Source organism: Pseudomonas weihenstephanensis, assembly GCF_001043055.1.
In the GTDB taxonomy this organism is placed as follows: Bacteria; Pseudomonadota; Gammaproteobacteria; order Pseudomonadales; family Pseudomonadaceae; genus Aquipseudomonas; species Aquipseudomonas weihenstephanensis.
Window position 1 is genome coordinate 802793 of sequence record NZ_JYLF01000001.1, and the last position, 19522, is coordinate 822314.

Here is a 19522-nt window from a genome sequence, read left to right on the forward strand (position 1 = left end):
GCCCCTGCCTTGTCAGCGACTAAACGAGTCGGGCTTACATGTTCGGGTACGTCGGGCCGCCAGCGCCTTCCGGGGTGACCCAGGTGATGTTTTGTGACGGGTCTTTGATGTCGCACGTTTTGCAGTGCACGCAGTTTTGCGCATTGATCTGGAAGCGCTTTTCACCGCTTTCCTGCGTGATCACTTCATACACACCTGCCGGGCAGTAACGTTGCGCCGGCTCGTCGTAGAGCGGCAGGTTCACGCTGATCGGAATGCTTGCGTCGCGCAGCTTGAGGTGACAAGGCTGCTCTTCTTCGTGGTTGGTGCTGGAGAGAAACACCGAGCTGAGTTTGTCGAAGCTCAACTTGCCATCGGGTTTCGGGTAGTCGATCTTCTTGCAGTCTTTGGCCAGTTTCAGGCAGGCGTAATCTGGCTTCGTGTCGTGCAGGGTGAACGGCAGTTTGCCGCCGAAGATGTTTTGATCCATCCAGTTGAAGCCTGCGCCCATGATCGGGCCAAACTTGTGCATCGCCGGGCCGAAATTTCGGCTTGCAAACAGCTCGTCGAACAACCAGCTGGCTTTGAAGGCTTCAACGTAGGTGTTGAGTGCATCGCCGCCTTCGGAGTCTGCGAGCAGCGAGTCTGCCACCGCCTCGGCGGCAAGCATGCCGGACTTCATCGCCGTGTGACTGCCTTTGATCTTGGCCACGTTCATGGTGCCCAAGTCGCAACCGATCAGGGCGCCACCGTTGAACACCATTTTTGGCAGCGAGTTCAGGCCGCCTTTGGCCAGGGCGCGCGCGCCGTAACTGATGCGTTTGCCGCCTTCAAGGTATTGCTTGAGCACCGGGTGGTGTTTGAGGCGCTGGAACTCATCGAACGGCGACAGGAAGGTATTGCTATAGGACAAGTCAACGATCAGGCCCACCACCACTTGGTTGTTTTCCAGGTGATACAGGAAAGAACCGCCAGTGTTTTCGCTGCTAATGATGTCCAGTGGCCAACCAGCGGTGTGAACCACCAGGCCGGGTTGGTGTTTGGCCGGGTCGATTTCCCAGATTTCCTTCAGGCCGATGCCGTAGTGCTGGCTGTCGGCCTCGCTGTCGAGGTTGAAGCGCTCGATCAGCTGTTTGCCCAGGTGACCGCGGCAGCCTTCGGCGAACAGGGTGTATTTGCCGCGCAACTCCATGCCAGGGGTGTACAGGCCTTCTTTAGGATTGCCTTCGCGGTCAACGCCCAGATCACCGGTGATGATCCCGCGAACCACGTTGTTTTCGTCAAACAGAACTTCTTGAGCCGCGAAACCTGGGTAGATTTCCACGCCCAAGTTCTCGGCCTGCTGCGCCAGCCAACGGCACAGGTTACCGAGCGAGATGATGTAATTGCCTTCGTTGTGCATGGTTTTAGGCACAAACAGATCCGGCACCTTGGTCGCGGTGGCTTCGCTGCGCAGTACATAGATGTCGTCGCGGGTGACTGGGGTATTGAGCGGAGCGCCCAGTGCTTTCCAGTCCGGGAACAATTCGTTCAGGGCGCGTGGTTCAAATACGGCACCGGACAGAATGTGAGCACCGACTTCGGAGCCTTTTTCAACCACGCAGACGCTGATTTCTTTACCGGCTTCGGCGGCCTTCTGCTTTAAACGGCAGGCGGCGGACAAACCGGCAGGGCCGGCGCCGACGATGACCACGTCGAATTCCATGTATTCGCGTTCCACAGGCTATCTCCTACTCAAGGCTCAACGGTATTTTTCTAATTGGAGGTTTGGCGTTCCATCCATTATTTCCTCGCCTGCTGGCTGAAGATGCAATGGATGAGGCGCCGCTCTCTCTATGGCCGGGCATTATATCTACACCACTGTCAGGGTCCAATACAAACGTTTGTTTGAATCTGCTGGAACCCAGACAAATCAAAGTCGAGAGGCTCAAAAGTGACCGATTTGCTGTATTGACCGCAAAAGGCGTTCCGGTCAAGATACGGGCGGTTTTGCGCTCGCCGTAGGCTGATTGTCGGTTTCAAGAGCACCTCTAAAGACAGGGCACAGGCATGAGCCTGTAGGAGCCCGCTATTTTTTGAGCGAAGTTTACACGTCCTTTTGGTGGATGACTCGTGAGTCACACCTGACAGACGGTCGCACGGGAAGTATTTGGCATTCGTCATTCTTTATATAAGAAGGGCACAGCAACGATCTTTGGAGGTGCCCTTGTGCTGATGAGCTTCAACCGCCAGGTTCGCCTAGGCGACTTTCTTTTCACCGGAGAGTAACGAGGAATCCATGAAGGTTCTTGTAGCTGTCAAACGAGTGGTCGATTACAACGTTAAAGTACGCGTCAAAGCGGACAACTCCGGCGTTGACCTCGCCAACGTCAAGATGTCGATGAATCCTTTCTGCGAAATCGCAGTGGAAGAAGCCGTACGCCTGAAAGAGAAAGGCGTGGCGACTGAAATCATCGTCGTCTCCATCGGCCCGACCACGGCTCAGGAACAGCTGCGGACCGCGCTGGCACTGGGTGCAGATCGCGCCATCCTCGTCGAATCCGCCGAAGACCTGACTTCGCTGGCCGTGGCCAAGCTGCTCAAGGCAGTCGTGGACAAGGAGCAGCCTCAGTTGGTGATCCTGGGCAAACAGGCCATCGACAGCGACAACAACCAGACGGGCCAGATGCTGGCTGCGCTGACCGGGTATGGTCAGGGCACATTCGCGTCCAAGGTTGAAGTGGCGGGTGACAAGGTTGCCGTGACCCGTGAAGTTGACGGCGGCGCGCAAACAGTTTCGCTGAGCTTGCCGGCCATCATCACCACCGACCTGCGTTTGAACGAGCCGCGTTATGCGTCCCTGCCAAACATCATGAAGGCCAAGAAGAAGCCGCTTGAAGTGCTGACGCCTGAAGCGTTGGGCGTTTCGACCGCTTCGACCAACAAAACCTTGAAAGTTGAAGCGCCGGCTGCTCGCAGCGCGGGTATCAAGGTCAAGTCGGTGGCTGAACTGGTCGAGAAACTGAAAAACGAAGCGAAGGTGATCTGATCATGACTATCCTCGTAATCGCCGAACACGACGGCAAAGTACTGGCTCCGGCCACGCTGAACACCGTTGCCGCCGCTGCCAAAATCGGCGGTGACATTCATGTTCTGGTTGCAGGCCAGGGCATTGGCGCAATCGCTGAAGCCGCTGCCAAAATTGCTGGCGTGGCCAAAGTGCTGGTTGCTGATAACGCGGCTTACGCGCACCAGTTGCCAGAAAACGTTGCCCCGCTGGTCGCTGAGCTAGGCGCTGGCTACAGCCACATCCTGGCGGCCGCTACCTCTAACGGTAAAAACATCCTGCCGCGTGTGGCTGCGCAGCTGGACGTTGATCAGATCTCCGAGATCGTATCGGTCGAAAGCGCGGATACATTCAAGCGTCCGATCTATGCCGGTAACGCCATTGCCACCGTGCAGTCCACTGCACCGATCAAAGTGATCACCGTGCGTGCTACCGGTTTCGATCCGGTTGCTGCTGACGGTGGTTCGGCTTCGGTTGAAGCAGTTGGCGCTGTTCATGATGCAGGCACCTCCTCGTTTGTAGGTGAAGAGCTGGCCAAGTCGGACCGCCCTGAGCTGACCGCTGCCAAAATCGTCGTGTCGGGCGGTCGTGGCATGCAGAACGGTGACAACTTCAAACACCTGTACGCACTGGCTGACAAGTTGGGTGCTGCTGTTGGCGCTTCCCGTGCCGCAGTCGACGCAGGTTTTGTACCCAACGACATGCAGGTCGGTCAGACCGGTAAAATCGTTGCGCCACAGCTGTACATCGCTGTGGGTATTTCTGGCGCGATCCAGCACTTGGCCGGTATGAAAGACTCCAAAGTGATCGTTGCGATCAACAAGGATGAAGAAGCACCGATCTTCCAGGTGGCTGATTACGGCCTGGTCGCGGACTTGTTCGAAGCTGTGCCGGAGTTGGAGAAGCTGGTTTAATCCAGCCGCTTCACTTATAAAGAGCCCGACCATTCGGGCCGTGGAGAAAGGCGAAACACCGAGTGTTTCAGCTGATTTTTCATGGTCGTATGGTCGGGCTTTTTTGTGTGTCTGAATCGGATTTTCGGGGTGTGAGGTATGGGTGTGCGGCAAGTAAGCAGGTGGTTGCTGGGTTTGGTGTTTTTGCCAGTGTTGTCGCAGGCGGCCGGAAAGTGCGAGCGCCTGATCGTGACCGGCAGCCCGGATGCTCCTCCCTATCTGTGGCGCGACCCTGCTGATCCTGCACATTTGATTGGCGCCAGTGCTGACCTGCTGCAACACGTGGCGCAAGACCTCGGTATCAACATTGAAGTGGTGTATGGCGGCAAGCGTGCAGAAGCACAAAACGAAGTGCGCACCGGGCGCATGGACATGCTGCTGGATGCGCCGCTGACGTTGGCCGGCCTGACGGCGCAAGATTACATTCACCCCCCGCTGGTGCGTAACGACTACTTGGTGTGGACGCTCAAGGGGTCAGCCCTCGCTTATGACACGCCTGCCGATCTGCATGGGCATAAAGGCGCACTCTCCGATAAAGCTCGCCTCACAGAGGCGTTTGATGCCTTTGCGCAACGTCAGCTTACGCTGGAGCGTCGCTCGAGCTTGGCGCAAGCGTTCCAGGCGTTGTTGCTGGGTGACGTCGAATACGTGCTGGCGGGGCGTTATGCGGGCCTGGCTACGTCTCAAACGTTGGGCATCACCGATGACGTGCGGGCACACGATCAGCCAGTCGATCAGCCGGGACTGTTTGTGGCGATTTCCCATGACTCCGCTTGCAATGAACCGTGGTTGCGCGGACAGCTCGCGCAAAAGATGACAGAATTGCCCGCCTCTGGCCTGACCGAGGCCGCAGTGCAACGCAACCTGGAACGGTGGAAAGCTCAGCTGAAACAGCCGGTCAGCGCCCCAAAACAGTAGGAATACCCAGTGACAATTCGACCTCTTTTCGCTGCCCTGGCCGTTCTGGCTTTGGCGGGCTGTGCAGCTGATCCTGCGCCGAATGAACAAATTCGTTTGACTGAGCAAGCCTTGGAGCAAGCCAAAGCAGTGGGTGCCAGTGCTGATGATGTCACCGAGCTCAAACAAGCCGAAGACAAGCTGGCCGAGGCATTGGCCGAAATGGCTGAAGCGTCTTACAAAGATGCGCGCATGCAGGCTGAACAAGCCGAGCTGGATGCGCGATTGGCCGAAGCGCGCGTGCTGACCCAAAAGAGCCAGGAGCAATTGAACGTGTTGAACACCCGAATTACACGCTTGCGCAAGCAACTGGCGGAGGACCAATGAGCCTTAAGTCCGTCATGATCAGCGCGAGCGTGTTGCTCGCCAGCGTCAGCCTGGCCGGTTGCGCCGGGCACCACAACAGTGACCAGGCCTTGCAACAGGCCGCCAGCGATTTTCAGGTGGTCAAAGAAGACACCAATGTGTTGCGCATTGCTCCCAAGGATGTCATCCGTGCTGGTGAATCGTTAGCCCGCGCTGAGCGCTTGTCCAGTTACTGGGGCAGTGGCGAAGATGTGGCCCATTACGCGTATTTGAGTCAGCGCTATAGCGAGATCGCGCGCGAACACACGCAGCAAGTGCTCAACGAAGAGCGTGCGGCCAAGCTCGAACTGGAGCGTCAGCGCTTGCAATTGGCCCTGCGCGAAGCCAAGTTGTTAAGCGTTCAGCAGCAAGGGCAATGGCTGGAAGAGCAAATCCTGAGCCTGACGACCAACGAGACAGATCGGGGGTTGGTCATGACCCTGGGGGATGTGTTGTTCGATACGGGTGAGGCTGACTTGAAAAACTCCGCCAACCGTACGGTCCTCAAGCTGGTGCAATTTCTACAGCTGAACCCCAAGCGCGTGGTGCGTATCGAGGGCTATACCGATAGCACGGGCGGCAAGGATGACAACCTCAAACTGGCGCGTGATCGGGCACAAGCCGTGGCTGATGTGTTGATTGACCTGGGCATCGACGAAAAACGCATTCAGGTTGAAGGCTATGGCGATGAATACCCGGTGGATGTGAATGCCACTGAGCGTGGTCGGGCGCAGAATCGTCGCGTTGAGATTGTGTTCTCTGACGAAAAAGGTCAGTTGGGCGCTGCCCGCTAACACCCTGAGGTCTGCGTAACCTGCTGGCGAAAGCGACGTTCGATTGCGAAGCGAGCACCGTGTTGAATTGCTGTGCGAGCGCTGCGCGCCCGGTCGCAGCCTCGCATTACTCGTCAGCGACTACAGGTTTAGGTCTGCGTAAATCTGTTGCCACTCTGTACCCATACAGTTTCACCCCGTTGAGCACTGTACGGCTTAGATGGATGACAACTGTGCCCGTACACTTCTAAACTGTTCCGGTATTGTTCTACACAACAAAAAAAACGCCTGAACATTGAGTGCTGCGCCATGACCAACCTTTTGCTTTATCAACGTATCGCTCAGCAGTTGGCTGAGGATATTCGGCGTGGCGTTTATCAGCCCGGCGAGCGTGTGCCTTCGGTGCGTAAGATGAGTTCGCAGCTCAATGTCAGCCATGCCACAGTTTTGCAAGCCTACGCCAACCTTGAAGATCAAGGGCTGATTCGCGCCCGGCCACAGTCGGGGTATTACGTCCACCAAACCCCGGCACTGACCGCGCCAACCCCCGATATCGCCCGCGTTGAGCGCCCAGGTTTGGTTACACGCAGCAGTATCATTCAACAGGTGTTGGTCGAATCGCGCCGCGAAGGGGTGTTTCCTCTGGGCGCTGCGGTGCCCAGTGTCGACTATTTACCCGTACGCGCCCTGCACCAGCAGTTGGCCAAAGTTACGCGCTTCCATAGCCCTCGCGCGTTCAGTTACATGTTCAGCCCAGGCTTTGAGCCGTTGCGTCGGCAAGTGGCAATTCGCATGCGTGATGCCGGGGTGGTGGTCGATCCTTCAGAAGTGATCATTACTCATGGCTGCGTCGATGCACTGCAAATGTCGCTGCGCACCCTCACGCGCCCCGGTGACCTGATTGCAGCCGAGTCGCCTACCTATTACGGGTTGTTGCAACTGGCGGATTTACTGGGCTTGAAGGTGATCGAGATTCCCAGTGATCCTGCCACCGGTATGAGCCTGGAAGCCCTGCAATTGGCGGCCAATCAATGGTCGATCAAAGCGTTGGTGTTGACCACGCGCCTGAGTAATCCGCTGGGCGGCACCATGCCCGAGGAGCGGCAGAAGCAGTTACTGCGCCTGGCTTCCGATTTCGATATCCAGATCGTTGAAGACGATATTTATGGCGAGTTGATGTTCGAAGTCGGCCGTACCAAGGCGCTCAAGGCCTATGACCGGCTGGATCGAGTAATTTACTGTTCAAGTTTTTCCAAGACTCTTTCGCCCGGTGTACGGATTGGCTGGATGATCGCGGGTAAGTTTCAGCAAGAGATCCAGCGCTTGCAGACGTTTACTACCCATTCAGCGTGCAGCGTGACGCAGATGGGTGTTGCGGCCTACCTTGAAAATGGCGGGTATGACCGCCATTTGAGGCATATCCGGCAGGAGTACCGGAAAAACCTCAGCGCATTTCAGTTGGCGGTCCAACAGTATTTCCCCGAGGGCACGCAGATGTCGCGTCCCAGTGGTGGGTTTATACTGTGGGTCAGTTTGCCAGGCCGGGTTAACACCCAAGAGCTGCATGTGCGGGCGTTGCAGCAAGGGATCAGCATCGCGCCGGGGTTGATTTTCAGTAATACCGAGCAATTTAATCATTGCATACGGCTCAATTGCGGTACGCCCTGGAACCGGGAAGCGGAGCGCGCCCTGATGACCTTGGGGATGCTTGCCAGCCAACTCTGTCAGGAGGCGACAAGCCTCTATTGAGCCCGCATGCGGCAATCGGACATGGCGATGTGCCTACATGTGACTTGTCACACGAGGTCTAAAGCGCCAGCATATGCACTTGAACCGTTAACGCTGTGGGAGTTATGAAAGCGACATTTAGCGTGGTGATACTGTTGATCGGCGTGTTAACTGCCTTTGCGGCTGTCGATGTGGCAGCGGTGCAGTCACAGGCCCAGACAACCAACACCAAGACCGTCGAGTCGCCTGAAAAGCCAGCTGCCAGTGCTCAAAAGGCACTCGCAAAAAAGCGTGCACCTGTTGCGAGCAAATCAAAGTCGGCGCGTGAGATCGCAAAAAAACGCTTGCCCAGCGCCAAGCTTGACTTGAGCCTGCCTCCTGAAATGGTCAAGCAACTTCAGCCGATTGGCACTATGCCGATGCCCAAGCACAAACCCTTGTTGCCCAATCTGTTCGGTGAAAAACCCGCAGAAGACAGCCCGTTTCAATTAAACGGTCGTCTGTTGAGCAATGAGATGGAACTGCAATTGCGTAACGAAGCCCGTGACCGACAGATTGAAGGCGCGGCCCTGGATTTCGAGTTCAAGCAATAAGTGCCTCATGCGCCAAAGCAGGCTTCTAAACTGACTGTTCAGTCACGTGCGTCTATGCGCACTTTCTGCTGAACGGACAATTTCAAACGCCTGTTCCAGCGAGTACTATCCCTTGTCATCACCACACTTTGCCCCGAATGAGGAGCTAACGTCATGAATTGCCGTGAAGGCTGTGGCGCTTGCTGTATAGCCCCCTCCATCAGTACCCCGATCCCTGGCATGCCCAATGGCAAACCTGCCGGGGAACGCTGTCTGCACCTTTCTGTCGAAAATCTGTGTGGGTTGTTTGGGCGCCCTGAACGTCCCGCCGTGTGTGGTTCGTTCAAAGCAGACATCGAGGTGTGCGGCAGTAACCGGGAAGAAGCCATCAACCTGATCGGGTGGTGGGAACAGATGACCGCAGCATAGTGTGTTCATGTCCAGTGAACAAACCTTCAACAATAAGGAATAAGACAATGGGTTCGTTGCATCGAGTAGCAATTGCATGTGGTCTGAGCGTGTTGATGGTGAGCGCTGCTCACGCTCAAGACTGGAAAGTGGCGAAGAATGAAGACGGCATCAAAGTGTCGTTGAGCGAGGTGGCTGGCTCGCAATACAAGGCTTACCAGGGTGTGACCACGATCAAGGCGCCGATTGCCAAAGTGCGTGGCTTGCAGGAAGACGTAGCGGGTGCGTGCAAATGGATTCACGAGTGCAAATCCCAAAAGCTGCTTAAAACCGAAGGGGACAAGAGCTGGACTTACACCCAGTTCAATACGCCTTGGCCGGTAACACCGCGTGATTCGATTTTGCTGGTGACTACCTCGCTCGGCAGTGATGGCGCTGTAATGCGTAAGCTTGAAGAAGTCCCGACGTACCTCCCTGAAGAAAAAGGCTTTGTGCGGGTAGCTCAGGTAGAAGGCTTCTGGAAGTTGGTGCCCAAAGGTGCTGATGAAACTGAAGTGACCTATCAGGTTCACACTGAGCCGGGCGGCAGCGTGCCATCCTGGCTGGCCAACAAGTTTGTAGTCGATGCACCGTTCAATACGCTGAAGGCGCTCAAAGAGCGCGCAGAGAAGCAATAAGCCCTCTGCCAAGGCTGGTCTGGCCCTGGGTAGCGCATCTGCTCGGGGTCAGGCGGTTATTTTCCAGGCGCTCGTAAGTTAATCTGAAATAAATCATTAATTTCATATTCCGGCACTTGGCAGATATTGCGCGCCAAGGCTAATCTGCACCCAGACCGGCGAAGTGTTCGACTGGCTCTGATCTTGTTCGCTACATGCTTGCATCCCCGTAACGGCCTGACTGTTGCACCACGGGGAACGTTGAATGTCTATCCATTGCGAGGAGGACGTTTCATGAGCACAGCCCATCAAGAAGACCTCAGCAGCTATGTGCTGCGCCGCATGAAAGAAGGCGGTTTTGATTTTTCACGTATCCATCCTATTGAGTTCTACGCCATCTTCCCGGACGAAGAGCGGGCGCGCCGAGCAGCAGGAAAGTTTTGTGGTGAGTCCCTGAATGCGCAAATCAATGCGCGCGATGATGGCGCCTGGAATCTGGAGCTGAGCAAAGTGATGTATGCCACCTACGGTGGCATTGGTGATTTTGAACAAGACTTCGAAGCGGTGGTTGTACCGCTGGGTGGGATCATAGAAGGCTGGGGCGTTAAGCAGGAGGTGCGTGGCCTGTTGAATTAATCGTCAATCCAACGACTCACGGTCGGCCCTTGGGCTGGCCGTTTTACGTTATGAGCGCCGAAAAAAAGCCACCGCAAGTGGGTGGCTAAAGGGAAGTTCGACAATGGCGGCAAGTATCTGTCGGTTCGTGACGTTCGTGAAATTGCCGATGCCTATGTCGTTGATAGTTAAAACCTTGGGCGCATTATTCATGGCAACGTCACTTTGCGCGTGGCCATGTGCTGTAAGTAACTGACCAACTGATCCAGCTCGTTTTCGGACAGCACGCGGGTAGAAAATCCGGGCATGCGCGCTTGTGGCCAATGACGCAGGCTTTGTGGGTCACGCACGTAGCGCTTGAGAAAGTCAGCGCCAAAATACTCGGTAGGGTTGTACGGGATGTTCAGGTCGGGGCCAAACTGTGAATCCCCTGCACCGTTCAGGCGATGGCAGGCCAGGCAGTTCTTTTGAAATAAGTTAAAGCCTTGAGTGATCGGTGAGTCAACCGGGAGTGCCGGGTCAGGGCGCATCACCGGGAACCGTTCGGCGACGGGTCGCAGACGTGTAATGCGGGCAACCTGAAAGGGCCATTGTTCAGGGCTGATGTGGCTGGCTTGAGGGTGGGTCCACACCAGGTAAAAAGGCCCGGCGCTGGGCTTGCCTTTGCCCAGTGCGGGCCACGGCTGTTCAGGGTCTTCAATGGCCAGCCAGGCCTTGGCGCCGTTTTGACTCAGCAGCGGGCCGGCGCTGAGTTCAGCCGCAAAGCCATCCAGCGCCACCGCTTGCAGATGGTCTTCAGGTTGGATGCCTTCCAGCAAGGTGGCCACAGGTACTGCGCGATAGATCATGGCGCGCTTGTAAGACACATCGTCATCTATGCGCACTTCTTGCGCGGCCGGATGCTTCAGCAGCTCGGCGGTTTGCCAAGTGCGGCGGGTATCACCCAGCTCCAGGGTGAGTTGGGCGGCGTAAGCAGGCAGGCTGAGCAGGGCGGTAATAAAAAGCGTCAGGCGTTTCAATTGATGGCTGTAATGTCGTCGTCAGTGGCTTCGTCGCCGGGCAGTACATTCTCGGTCAGCGAAACATGGTCAAAAAGCGCGTCGCGCAGTTCTTCATAGTTGCCACCATTTACGACACCAAAATAACCACGCTTGATCAGCGTATCTTCGGCGTCGAGGGCGTGTTGATTGGTGTCACTGTAAATCACGATAGTGTTGTTGGGATCCAGCACAACTTGTCTCAGTTGGTAGGCAAGCCCTTCTGCACTGATGCCCGTGCCGTCTTCGAGTGTCAGGTCTACCTGCAATGAGTTATGCAAGTTGCCTGCGGCGAAATCACTGTTGTTACGCAGATCAAGAATCAGCGCGCCATCTTCGATTTCATCCACTGCCCGGTTCACATCAATGATGCCTGCTTGAGCGGCCCCCCCGCCACAGAGAAGTAGAGCAACTGCCAGCCAATGACGCATAAGGTTCCCTCCCTCCAAACGTGCTTGAAGATTGGCACACAAGTGCCAATCCCGAAAGCAGTGGTCATAAATAAGACGAGGGCCTAATGACAGGGATGCTAGCCGATCACCTTGGTCAGGTTGGGCACAATCAGCAGCAGGGCGGTGGCAAAAAGGATGAGTCCTGCTTGACGAAGTTTGGTGTGTTTGAACATGGCTATCTGCCTTTATTGTTATTAACAAGCAACGATCCTTAGCCGCATGTGTGCTTGTGGGTCAGCAACGCAGCGGTTCACAGGTTTACCTTAGAGCCCGCGTATCGAAGGGCTTAGAACGCTTTCACATCATCTGAGTGCGCAATGTTTCTAAAACGCTATTACGCAGTGAAGGCGCTGCCTGACAGGCCGTTGCTAGACGCAACGGGCATTCAAAGGGTTGGAGTGCTTAGCGACCTACCGTTCGTCAGCGCGTGGGCTGTGCAGCGTTTTCATTCAGTTCTGTGTACACAAAGCGTAAGGCTTACATGAAACCCGGTGTTCAGTGCTTGCCTTGAATTACGCTTTCAAGGCAGGCTCTAGCCCATTGCTGTGATCATTTCGTCTTCATCGTGCCAGGTACTTTTATGTCGCTACACATTTGCATTCTGGAAACCGACGTTCTGCGCCCTGAGTTTGTTGATCAATACCAGGGCTATGGGCAGATGTTCAAACAACTGTTCACCCAGCAGCCTATCGCCGCGCAATTCAGCGTCTTTAACGTGATGAACGGTCAATACCCGTCTGATGACCAGACCTACGATGCTTATCTGGTAACGGGGAGCAAGGCGGACTCGTTTGGCACAGACCCGTGGATTGAAACCCTCAAAAGCTACCTGCTCACACGGTATGAGCGTGGCGACAAGTTGATTGGTGTGTGTTTTGGTCACCAGTTGCTGGCGCTGTTACTGGGCGGCAAAAGTGAGCGCGCGACCCAGGGCTGGGGGGTTGGCACTCACCAATACAAATTGGCCGCCAAGGCGCCGTGGATGAGTCCGGCAGTCGAAGACCTGACGCTGCTGATCAGTCATCAGGATCAGGTCACGGCCCTGCCTGAAAACGCCACGGTTATTGCTTCAAGTGACTTTTGTCCGTTTGCGGCCTATCACATCAATGATCAAGTGCTGTGCTTTCAAGGTCATCCGGAGTTCATTCACGATTACTCGCGTGCATTGTTAGACCTGCGCCAGGAACATTTGGGGGCGCAAATCTACGGCACAGGCATTGCCAGTCTTGAAAAGGCCCATCACGGTCAAACGGTGGCAGAGTGGATGATGCGTTTCGTTGCGCACAAGTCTGAAACGCAAGTCGTTTAAGCGTCAAGGATTTGCGGGCAGGCGCAGACTGCCCGCATGCTTACAGCCAGCCAGAGCGCTTGAAACTGGCCCACAACCCTGTGACCCCAATGCCAATAAAGCCCAGAACGCCGAAGTAGCCGTAATGCCAACTCAGCTCTGGCATGTTTTGGAAGTTCATCCCGTAAATCCCTGCAACAGCCGTAGGAAAGGCCAGAATGGCCGCCCAGGCGGCGAACTTGCGCTGCACAGTACTTTGGCGCGACGACTCCAGCAGCACCACCACTTCAATGGTCTGACTCGCGATGTCGCGCAGTGTCGAGAGGTCTTCCATCTGGCGGGTGACGTGAATCTGCACATCTCGAAAGTAGGGGCGCATGTTCTTGTCGATAAAGGGAAAGGTCAAGCGTTGCAGTTCTTCGCTGATCTCAACCATCGGGGCTACATAGCGGCGCAAGCGCAGTACATCGCGGCGCAAGCTGTGCAAGTGCACGATGTCGGCTTCTTTAAGCGAGTTGCCCATGATGCTTTTTTCCAGCGCATCGATTTCGGCGTGGATGGCTTCGCTCACCGGTTGATAGCTTTCGGTGACGAAGTCGAGCAAGGCATACAAGACAAAGTCTTCGCCATGATCGAGTAGCAAGGGCCTGGCTTCGCAACGCTGGCGCACGGCTTTGTAAGAGGCTGAGTGCCCGTTGCGGCTGGTAATGATGTAGCCATTGCCGGCAAAAATATGGGTTTCGACAAACTCCAGCTTGCCCTCGTGACGAATCGGCGAATAGATCACGATAAACAGCGCGTCGCCAAAGGTCTCCAGTTTGGGCCGGCTGTGTTGCTCAAGGGCATCTTCAATGGCCAGTTCATGCAAATTGAACTGGCGTTGCAGGTTGCTGATCTCTTGCGCGTCGGGCTGCTCCAGACCAATCCAGACGAAGTGGCCGGGCTTTTTCGCCCAGTCGCTGCCTTCGTCCAGCGTGATGTCAGTGATTTTTTTGCCAGCGGAATAGACCGCCGCAGCAACAACTCTCCCCATAGTTCTAATCGCTTCTTCTTCAAAGGGTTAGGGCACGAAGGTGCAGCTTAGCGTGCAATGTCATCCTTTGAGTCAACAAACCTTCAGACGTTCGGGTTGGAGGCAGCGCCCTTGCTGTCGGTCAAGGTTGGCGTGGCGTGCTTTTGCCCGGCCAGCACTTCACGGTCCATTGCCTCAATGCAGGCGCGCATTTGCTCGCGGCACTGCTCCATCAACGCAGGCATGTCGTCCAGTGTTAAGCCCACTGTCGGGATGGCAGGTAAGGAGCGAATAAGGATGTCGGCACTGTGCCAGCGATTGAGCTTCAGGTGCTGGCTATAAGTGCTGGCGCAGACCGGCACGATAGGCACGCCCGCAGTAATGGCCATTTGGAATGCGCCTTTTTTAAACGCCAGTAATTCTTTACCTAAATTGCGTGTGCCCTCTGGGAATACCCAGATCGACGTGTCCTTTTGTTGCAAGGTACGGGTCGTGGTCAGCATTGACTTGCGGGCTTTATCAGCATTGCCGCGATCTATCAGCACGTTGCCGGCCAGCCAGAACAATTGACCGAATAGCGGGACCCACTTCAGGCTTTTTTTGCCGATGCACACCGTGCGACGCGGCACGACGTTGCCGAACACGAATAGATCGTAATTGGACTGATGGTTGGCAATGATTACGCAGCTTTGCGGTTTATCCATCAATGGGCCGACTTCAGTCTTCAATTTATAGCCCAGGATCCATCTGGACGGCAGCGCATAGAGGCGCGCGCAAAGACGACTGTTGTCAGGGTTGAAAGGTCGGCACAGGCCCAGCAGCACTCCCAGTACTCCGGCGGTCATAAAATGCAGACTCATCAACAGCATACGAAACGAAAGTAGCATTTACAGGCTCGTCAACACAAAAGGTGGCGCAGTGTACGGACGTGCACTGTATTCGGCAATTACTCCGATACACACAGGAGATGACTGATGTTTAAGCGCATGTTTCAGCAGGGCGTTAAGGGGCGCGACAGAGCGGCTTTGCTGGAATGAGCAGGCCAGGCAGGGGAGGTGAGCGACAGAGCTTGCGCCCCGACTGCGCATGCAGTCGGGTCGCAAGAGGTTCAACCCATATGGTCTTGATCAAGGGTGATGGCAGCTTCCAGAGTTTCCAGCAATGCCTTGCGCACTTTGAGCTTGGTGTTCTTGTGCGCTTTCATATTGATCTTCTTCAATTGGCGTGCAGCCTCAAGCGCTGCGCCGTGCAGCTCTTGCGGCTGAACCACCTTGTCGAGAAAGCCTGCGTCCACTGCGCTTTGCGGGTTAAACATCTCGCCGTTGATCACCGAACGATGGAAGGCCGACTTGCGCAGGCGATCGCGGGCCAGCTCAATACCGGCGTGGTGCATGGTCATGCCGATCTGCACTTCGTTGAGGCCGATGCTGAAGGGGCCATCGACACCGATCCTGTAATCGACCGACAACAGCAAAAAGGCACCCTTGGCGACCGCATGCCCGGAGCAAGCCACGATCACCGGGAAAGGATGCGCCAACAGGCGACGTGCCAGCGTCGAGCCTTGAGTCACCAGATCAACCGCCTGCTGAGGGCCTGCCGTCATCACCTTCAAGTCATAGCCGCCGGAGAGAATGCCCGGTTGCCCGGTAATAATCACCACGGCGCGATCTTGTTCCGCTTGATCCAGCGCGGCATTAAAGGCGGTGATTACATCCGGTGAAATCGCATTCACCTTGCCATTGCACAAAGTCAGCGTGGCGATACCGTCTTCCAGGTGGTAGGCAATCAAGTCACTCATGGCGTCATTCCTTGTATTGAAGTGGAGCAGACGTTACCCAGCCCCACGGCACAGGTAAAGCGCTGTGACTGACTGGTGAGTCAGCTGATCGCGGCGCATCTTCTATATAGACGCTGGCGCAGCGGCGTATGGCGCCAACCAAGGCGTGGTGCAGGGGCCGACAATTGGCCGATTTGCCCCCCTGCAAGAGGCCAGTCATCAGCAAATCGCGTAAGCACATGAAAATTCTGAAAAAAAGATTTGTCATATCGAAAGGTTTCGACTACATTAGCGCGCCTCGACAGACAGAACATGTTTGAAGAGATACGGTGAAGTGTCCGAGTGGCTTAAGGAGCACGCCTGGAAAGTGTGTATACAAGAAATTGTATCGAGAGTTCGAATCTCTCCTTCACCGCCACATTAAGTAAACACAAACCCCTGATTTTCCTAGAGAAAGTCGGGGGTTTGTGGTTTCTGGCGTCTGGAAAAAGAGGGATGTGAATACGGTAGGCAATTTGAACCATGCCTCCCGCTGGGAAAGACGCCGGTAGCCACGCACTGTTGAATCCGGAATGAAGATATCAATGGCTGAGTAGGTGCACGGCCACATACTTTCCATTACATGGACCCTCCTTATTGGTAGACAGCTGGCTATGGAGCGGACTTTGCGCTTGATAACTATGAACGGATGCCCGACTTCATGTGCCGCTGCAAAGGCAAGGTGATGGTCAGCATTAATGATCACCCGGATATGCGGCGGGGATGTGAGGGGTGTCATTTTGAGAGGGTGGATATTCGTTATAGCGCTGCGAATCAGCCGCAGGGGAAGGCAGAGGTTAGCGGTGAGGTGGTGATTATGAATTGGACGCCGGAAGCGCTGGGAATGTTGTTTTGATGTGAGGGTGTAGCGGGTATGAGTTCGTACCCGCTACGAAGATCATCAGAGGCCTTATTTCAGCTCATGTTACAAGTGAGTTGAAATATGTGTTTGTCATCGTTGAAATGCTTACCTGTCAATGCCTCGATACTAGATAGTTGGCAGCTGTTAAGGTTGTAGCCCTCATCACCTCGCTGTGGAGATGACCCGTTTATGATTTTGGCTAGTTGGGCTTCGCAGTCATCTGGTAGAACACCTTCAAAATCTTGAAATTCGCTCTCTTTATGGAATGCTTCGACGATAAATTTCAGGGTTCTACCTTTCTGTGTTTATCAGCATCTTTAGTTTGTTCACCTGTTTCGTGATTAAACGCCCCAAGATGTTTTCCCCACTTGTTGTATTTCTCAACAGCGCCATGCTGGCTATCCCACTCAACAATAGTGCCATCTCTTGTCTTCCATCTTTTTCGTAGTCCCCCTCCGCCCTGTGTCGATGTTTTACGCGGGGTAATATTTCACTTCGCCTGCGCGATACGGTTTCCGGTTCAGTAGGCGCTGCTGCATAGGGCGGTGTGGTGCTGTTTACTTGCGAGGCAAGTGTGTCCAGTTCATGGGGCTTCATGGTTTACAGCCACGGGTTGGTTTGAGTTGCCAGCTGAGTGTGTCAGCGGGCCGATGTACGCCGGAACTGGGGCGGCTCTTGTCGATTTCCTACACCAGTAAATATCGAATGATTACTTGGATTTAAAGTATTCCCTGCAATGTTTAGTGTTTTATCCAGAATGCTTTTCAGTTCATCAAGAAGCTTCCCGTGCAAAAAAGACGACTATTACTAATGAGTAACGGCGCACCGTGCTAACACGTGCGCTACTTAAGTCATTAAGAGGATTAGAGATGATAGACAATATCAAGAAAAAAATCGCTGTTATGTCGCTGATGTTCGTGTCTGTGGCAGCCATCAGCAACGCGTGGGCGAACGATGTGACGACGATCAGTTTCGAAGTTGTTAACGATACGTCAAGTGCGCTAATTATGAATTCATCGAGCTGGGACAGGTCGTTAGCGGCGCCAGGTTATTTTGATGTAGGCCCCTTGAGTGAGCATTCTTTTGCCGCGAATTATTCGACCAATTTCACTTACCCAAGCAAGAAGCCGCGTTATCTGCGAGAGACTCTTTCATATACCAACGGTGAGCAGGAGTGTACTTATAGCGTGGTGCTGAAGGTTGTTCAGTCCTTTGGGGTATTCAGCCCGACTCTCAGTGCAACGCGCGAGGTTTATGCAGCATCCACCGGTACTAAAGAGGCTCATTGTTATGCTGAAGTTGTTGAGTATGACGACTCATCGCCTTTCGATTTTAGTGTCGAATACCGCATTAGTTAACCCTTACGTTGCGGCGTTTTTTCAACGTTGCTACCTATCAATCAGGAGTGCCTCTATATATTTATCTACGCCCCTTGCAAATAGTCAGTTTTAGATTGGGCGGCGTGAAGTGTGAAAAGCGGATGCAAAAGTGTTCGATACCATTCGTCGCCCTTGTGAGGTTTTTCTAAACCTTTGCCACCACACGCCTTCAGATTCTGTGCAGGGCAAAACCTGCCTTTTTTTGGAGGATGTTATGACTACCCCGTGTGCCCCTAAACGTTTTGTCGCTGGCTGCGCAGTGGTTTATGCCGTTTTCATGGCCGGTTCTGCTGCGGCTGCAAGCCCGGCCGAGTTTGTTGACGAGGCGTCTGCGGCTGGGATTGCAGAGATTGAAAACAGCCGTATGGCGATTCAGAAAACCACCTCTGTGGACATCAATAGCTACGCCGTAGAAGTCATTAGGGATCATACCGATGCCAATCGCGATTTGAAGGAAATCGCCCATAAACAAGGGTGGGCCTTGGCGACTGAAGAGGACATGTTGAGCAAGGTGAAGAACATGATGCTTCAAGTGCAAGAGGGCGCGTCCTTTGATGTGGCCTATGCGGCTAATCAAGTCACCACTCATGAGGATGCAATCGCCCTGTTTAAGCAAGAGGCGCAACAGTCTAAATCTGCGGAGTTGAAAGCGTTTGCCCAAAAGTATTTGCCGAAACTGGAAATGCACCTGGAAATGGCCAAAAAGCTCGCGGCGGCTCACCAAAAAGGTGACGCCGCAACGCTCCAGAAATGAATCTCAGTGCTGCGCGGGTGTGTGATAAAAGCCAGCGTCCAGTGCTTTACCAGCCTGCCTAAGGCTCGGCCGGGCCTGATGGGGTCAGGGGCGTGGATGTGGGCTTGGATCATCGCCCACTGGGCCATTTCCGTCGGTATTCATACCGCCCTGGCGGCCAGGGTCATTGCCCTGAATCCTGGGGTCAACTGAAGGATGGGTAGGCGTATCGGCATCGTTATGGATTTTGGAATCCTGATTGATGCTGGGTTCAACCCCTTGAGTTGCAGGCGGGTTGACGGGATTTTCGGGGATGGTCGGTCCCGTTGAAGACGGTGCGGCATACGAACTGGCGGATAAAATGCCTAGCGCGGCGGCGAAAGAGAGGTGTTTGAGCAGCGTCATCATGAGGTCAGCTCCAAGGTGGGCGAGGACTACATGATATTGGTGTGTGCGTGTTATCGATTGGTGCCACTCAAGTGACGAACGGTTGGCTGACAACCGTTGCGTCACTCAATGCGCGCGCCACTCACACCGCGATGTCGTTGAATCCGCAGTATTCTTCCCAGCTCATGTCCAGTGCTTCAGCCGCCTCTTGATGAACCTCCCGGCGCATGGCTGCGAGTTCTTCAGGTGAGCGTGCAATCAGCTCCAGCGCCAGTTCCCACGTGTCCAGTCCGCGGCTTTGTGCTTCATCTTCAAATGCCCAGAGGATTTGCTGTTGCCGGTCTTCGTGGCTCAGTTCCTTCATTTCTTCGATTAAGTGCGGGTGCGCCTTGATGAATGTGTCCAGGGCGAGTTCGTTGCGCGATTCTTTAGGGATCATTCGTTATCTCGGAGCTATAAGAGGGTCTGCGCGGGCAGGTTATTTTCAGGGGGAATGCATCCTAGCGACTAAGCCAAGTGATGAG

The 19522-nt window shown here is 54.7% G+C and carries 23 protein-coding genes, 1 tRNA gene and 1 pseudogene; 15 read left to right on the plus strand and 10 right to left on the minus strand.

Annotation, left to right across the window (positions count from 1 at the left end; genetic code table 11):
* Positions 1-34 precede the first annotated feature (34 nt).
* A complete protein-coding gene (locus tag TU86_RS03875; RefSeq protein WP_048362954.1) occupies positions 35-1699 on the minus strand; it encodes an electron transfer flavoprotein-ubiquinone oxidoreductase in 1665 nt (554 codons plus the stop codon).
* A gap of 558 nt (positions 1700-2257) precedes the next feature.
* Between TU86_RS03875 and TU86_RS03880 the strand changes: the two genes are divergently transcribed.
* The 10 genes from TU86_RS03880 (at position 2258) to TU86_RS03925 (ending at position 10053) form a co-directional block, all read left to right on the plus strand.
* Positions 2258-3007 carry an electron transfer flavoprotein subunit beta/FixA family protein gene (locus tag TU86_RS03880; RefSeq protein ID WP_048362955.1) on the plus strand — a complete coding sequence of 250 codons (750 nt, stop codon included), beginning with the start codon at positions 2258-2260 and terminating at the stop codon, positions 3005-3007.
* 2 nt (positions 3008-3009) lie between these two features.
* Positions 3010-3939: an electron transfer flavoprotein subunit alpha/FixB family protein gene (locus tag TU86_RS03885; protein WP_048362956.1), complete on the plus strand. Its 930-nt coding sequence runs from the start codon at positions 3010-3012 to the stop codon at positions 3937-3939.
* Between the two features lie 138 nt (positions 3940-4077).
* Complete coding sequence (locus TU86_RS03890) at positions 4078-4896, plus strand: substrate-binding periplasmic protein (RefSeq protein ID WP_048362957.1); 819 nt, start codon at positions 4078-4080, stop codon at positions 4894-4896.
* Between the two features lie 9 nt (positions 4897-4905).
* Positions 4906-5262 carry a DUF4398 domain-containing protein gene (locus TU86_RS03895; protein WP_048362958.1) on the plus strand — a complete coding sequence of 119 codons (357 nt, stop codon included), beginning with the start codon at positions 4906-4908 and terminating at the stop codon, positions 5260-5262.
* On the plus strand, positions 5259-6074 hold the full coding sequence (locus tag TU86_RS03900) for an OmpA family protein (RefSeq protein WP_048362959.1): 816 nt from the start codon (positions 5259-5261) through the stop codon (positions 6072-6074). The genes TU86_RS03895 and TU86_RS03900 overlap by 4 nt, the downstream gene beginning before the upstream one ends.
* A 288-nt stretch (positions 6075-6362) precedes the next feature.
* Positions 6363-7802, plus strand: coding sequence for an aminotransferase-like domain-containing protein (locus tag TU86_RS03905; protein ID WP_048362960.1), 1440 nt, complete (start codon positions 6363-6365; stop codon positions 7800-7802).
* 104 nt (positions 7803-7906) lie between these two features.
* Positions 7907-8374, plus strand: a complete 468-nt coding sequence (locus TU86_RS03910) for a translation initiation factor 2 (RefSeq protein ID WP_173426989.1) — start codon at positions 7907-7909, stop codon at positions 8372-8374.
* Positions 8375-8527: 153 nt separating this feature from the next.
* Positions 8528-8782: a YkgJ family cysteine cluster protein gene (locus tag TU86_RS03915; RefSeq protein WP_048362961.1), complete on the plus strand. Its 255-nt coding sequence runs from the start codon at positions 8528-8530 to the stop codon at positions 8780-8782.
* A gap of 47 nt (positions 8783-8829) precedes the next feature.
* A complete protein-coding gene (locus tag TU86_RS03920; RefSeq protein WP_048362962.1) occupies positions 8830-9438 on the plus strand; it encodes an START domain-containing protein in 609 nt (202 codons plus the stop codon).
* 273 nt (positions 9439-9711) lie between these two features.
* A complete protein-coding gene (locus tag TU86_RS03925; RefSeq protein WP_048362963.1) occupies positions 9712-10053 on the plus strand; it encodes a ribonuclease E inhibitor RraB in 342 nt (113 codons plus the stop codon).
* A gap of 188 nt (positions 10054-10241) precedes the next feature.
* On the opposite strand, the gene TU86_RS03930 is transcribed toward TU86_RS03925, so the two are convergent.
* Positions 10242-11051, minus strand: a complete 810-nt coding sequence (locus TU86_RS03930; protein ID WP_048362964.1) for a c-type cytochrome — start codon at positions 11049-11051, stop codon at positions 10242-10244.
* Complete coding sequence (locus TU86_RS03935) at positions 11048-11500, minus strand: rhodanese-like domain-containing protein (RefSeq protein ID WP_048362965.1); 453 nt, start codon at positions 11498-11500, stop codon at positions 11048-11050. Before TU86_RS03935 ends, TU86_RS03930 begins: the two co-directional genes overlap by 4 nt.
* Before the next feature lie 601 nt (positions 11501-12101).
* Between TU86_RS03935 and TU86_RS03940 the strand changes: the two genes are divergently transcribed.
* Positions 12102-12830 carry an amidotransferase gene (locus TU86_RS03940; RefSeq protein WP_048362966.1) on the plus strand — a complete coding sequence of 243 codons (729 nt, stop codon included), beginning with the start codon at positions 12102-12104 and terminating at the stop codon, positions 12828-12830.
* A 40-nt stretch (positions 12831-12870) separates the two neighbouring features.
* On the opposite strand, the gene TU86_RS03945 is transcribed toward TU86_RS03940, so the two are convergent.
* The 3 genes from TU86_RS03945 to TU86_RS03955 all read right to left on the minus strand — a co-directional run bounded on the left by TU86_RS03945 (position 12871) and on the right by TU86_RS03955 (position 15619).
* Positions 12871-13842 carry a magnesium and cobalt transport protein CorA gene (locus TU86_RS03945; protein WP_048362967.1) on the minus strand — a complete coding sequence of 324 codons (972 nt, stop codon included), beginning with the start codon at positions 13840-13842 and terminating at the stop codon, positions 12871-12873.
* Positions 13843-13925: 83 nt separating this feature from the next.
* Positions 13926-14708, minus strand: coding sequence for a lysophospholipid acyltransferase family protein (locus tag TU86_RS03950; protein WP_048362968.1), 783 nt, complete (start codon positions 14706-14708; stop codon positions 13926-13928).
* A gap of 221 nt (positions 14709-14929) precedes the next feature.
* Entirely contained in the window at positions 14930-15619 is a 690-nt protein-coding gene (locus tag TU86_RS03955) for a crotonase/enoyl-CoA hydratase family protein (protein ID WP_048362969.1), read from the minus strand.
* A 307-nt stretch (positions 15620-15926) separates the two neighbouring features.
* On the opposite strand from TU86_RS03955, the gene TU86_RS03960 reads away from it, so the two are divergent.
* Positions 15927-16016 (plus strand) — tRNA-Ser (locus TU86_RS03960).
* 183 nt (positions 16017-16199) lie between these two features.
* Positions 16200-16493, plus strand: a pseudogene (locus TU86_RS22990) (DNA adenine methylase); the annotation flags it as partial.
* 59 nt (positions 16494-16552) lie between these two features.
* Here TU86_RS22990 and TU86_RS23610 read toward each other — a convergent pair.
* Together TU86_RS23610 and TU86_RS22305 are read right to left on the minus strand one after the other, a co-directional pair.
* Entirely contained in the window at positions 16553-16786 is a 234-nt protein-coding gene (locus TU86_RS23610; protein WP_082152861.1) for a DUF7683 domain-containing protein, read from the minus strand.
* Entirely contained in the window at positions 16783-16986 is a 204-nt protein-coding gene (locus tag TU86_RS22305) for a colicin E3/pyocin S6 family cytotoxin (protein WP_204369774.1), read from the minus strand. Before TU86_RS22305 ends, TU86_RS23610 begins: the two co-directional genes overlap by 4 nt.
* Before the next feature lie 382 nt (positions 16987-17368).
* On the opposite strand from TU86_RS22305, the gene TU86_RS03970 reads away from it, so the two are divergent.
* On the plus strand, positions 17369-17857 hold the full coding sequence (locus TU86_RS03970) for a hypothetical protein (RefSeq protein ID WP_082152855.1): 489 nt from the start codon (positions 17369-17371) through the stop codon (positions 17855-17857).
* A 235-nt stretch (positions 17858-18092) separates the two neighbouring features.
* The gene (locus TU86_RS03975) at positions 18093-18632 is read left to right on the plus strand and encodes a DUF4142 domain-containing protein (protein ID WP_048362970.1); all 540 of its coding nucleotides are present in this window, start codon (positions 18093-18095) and stop codon (positions 18630-18632) included.
* 84 nt (positions 18633-18716) lie between these two features.
* Here the strand turns inward: TU86_RS03975 and TU86_RS22310 are convergent, their stop codons facing one another.
* The gene (locus TU86_RS22310) at positions 18717-19019 is read right to left on the minus strand and encodes a hypothetical protein (protein ID WP_082149301.1); all 303 of its coding nucleotides are present in this window, start codon (positions 19017-19019) and stop codon (positions 18717-18719) included.
* A 121-nt stretch (positions 19020-19140) separates the two neighbouring features.
* Positions 19141-19437, minus strand: a complete 297-nt coding sequence (locus TU86_RS03985; RefSeq protein ID WP_048362972.1) for a DUF6388 family protein — start codon at positions 19435-19437, stop codon at positions 19141-19143.
* Positions 19438-19522: the final 85 nt, after the last annotated feature.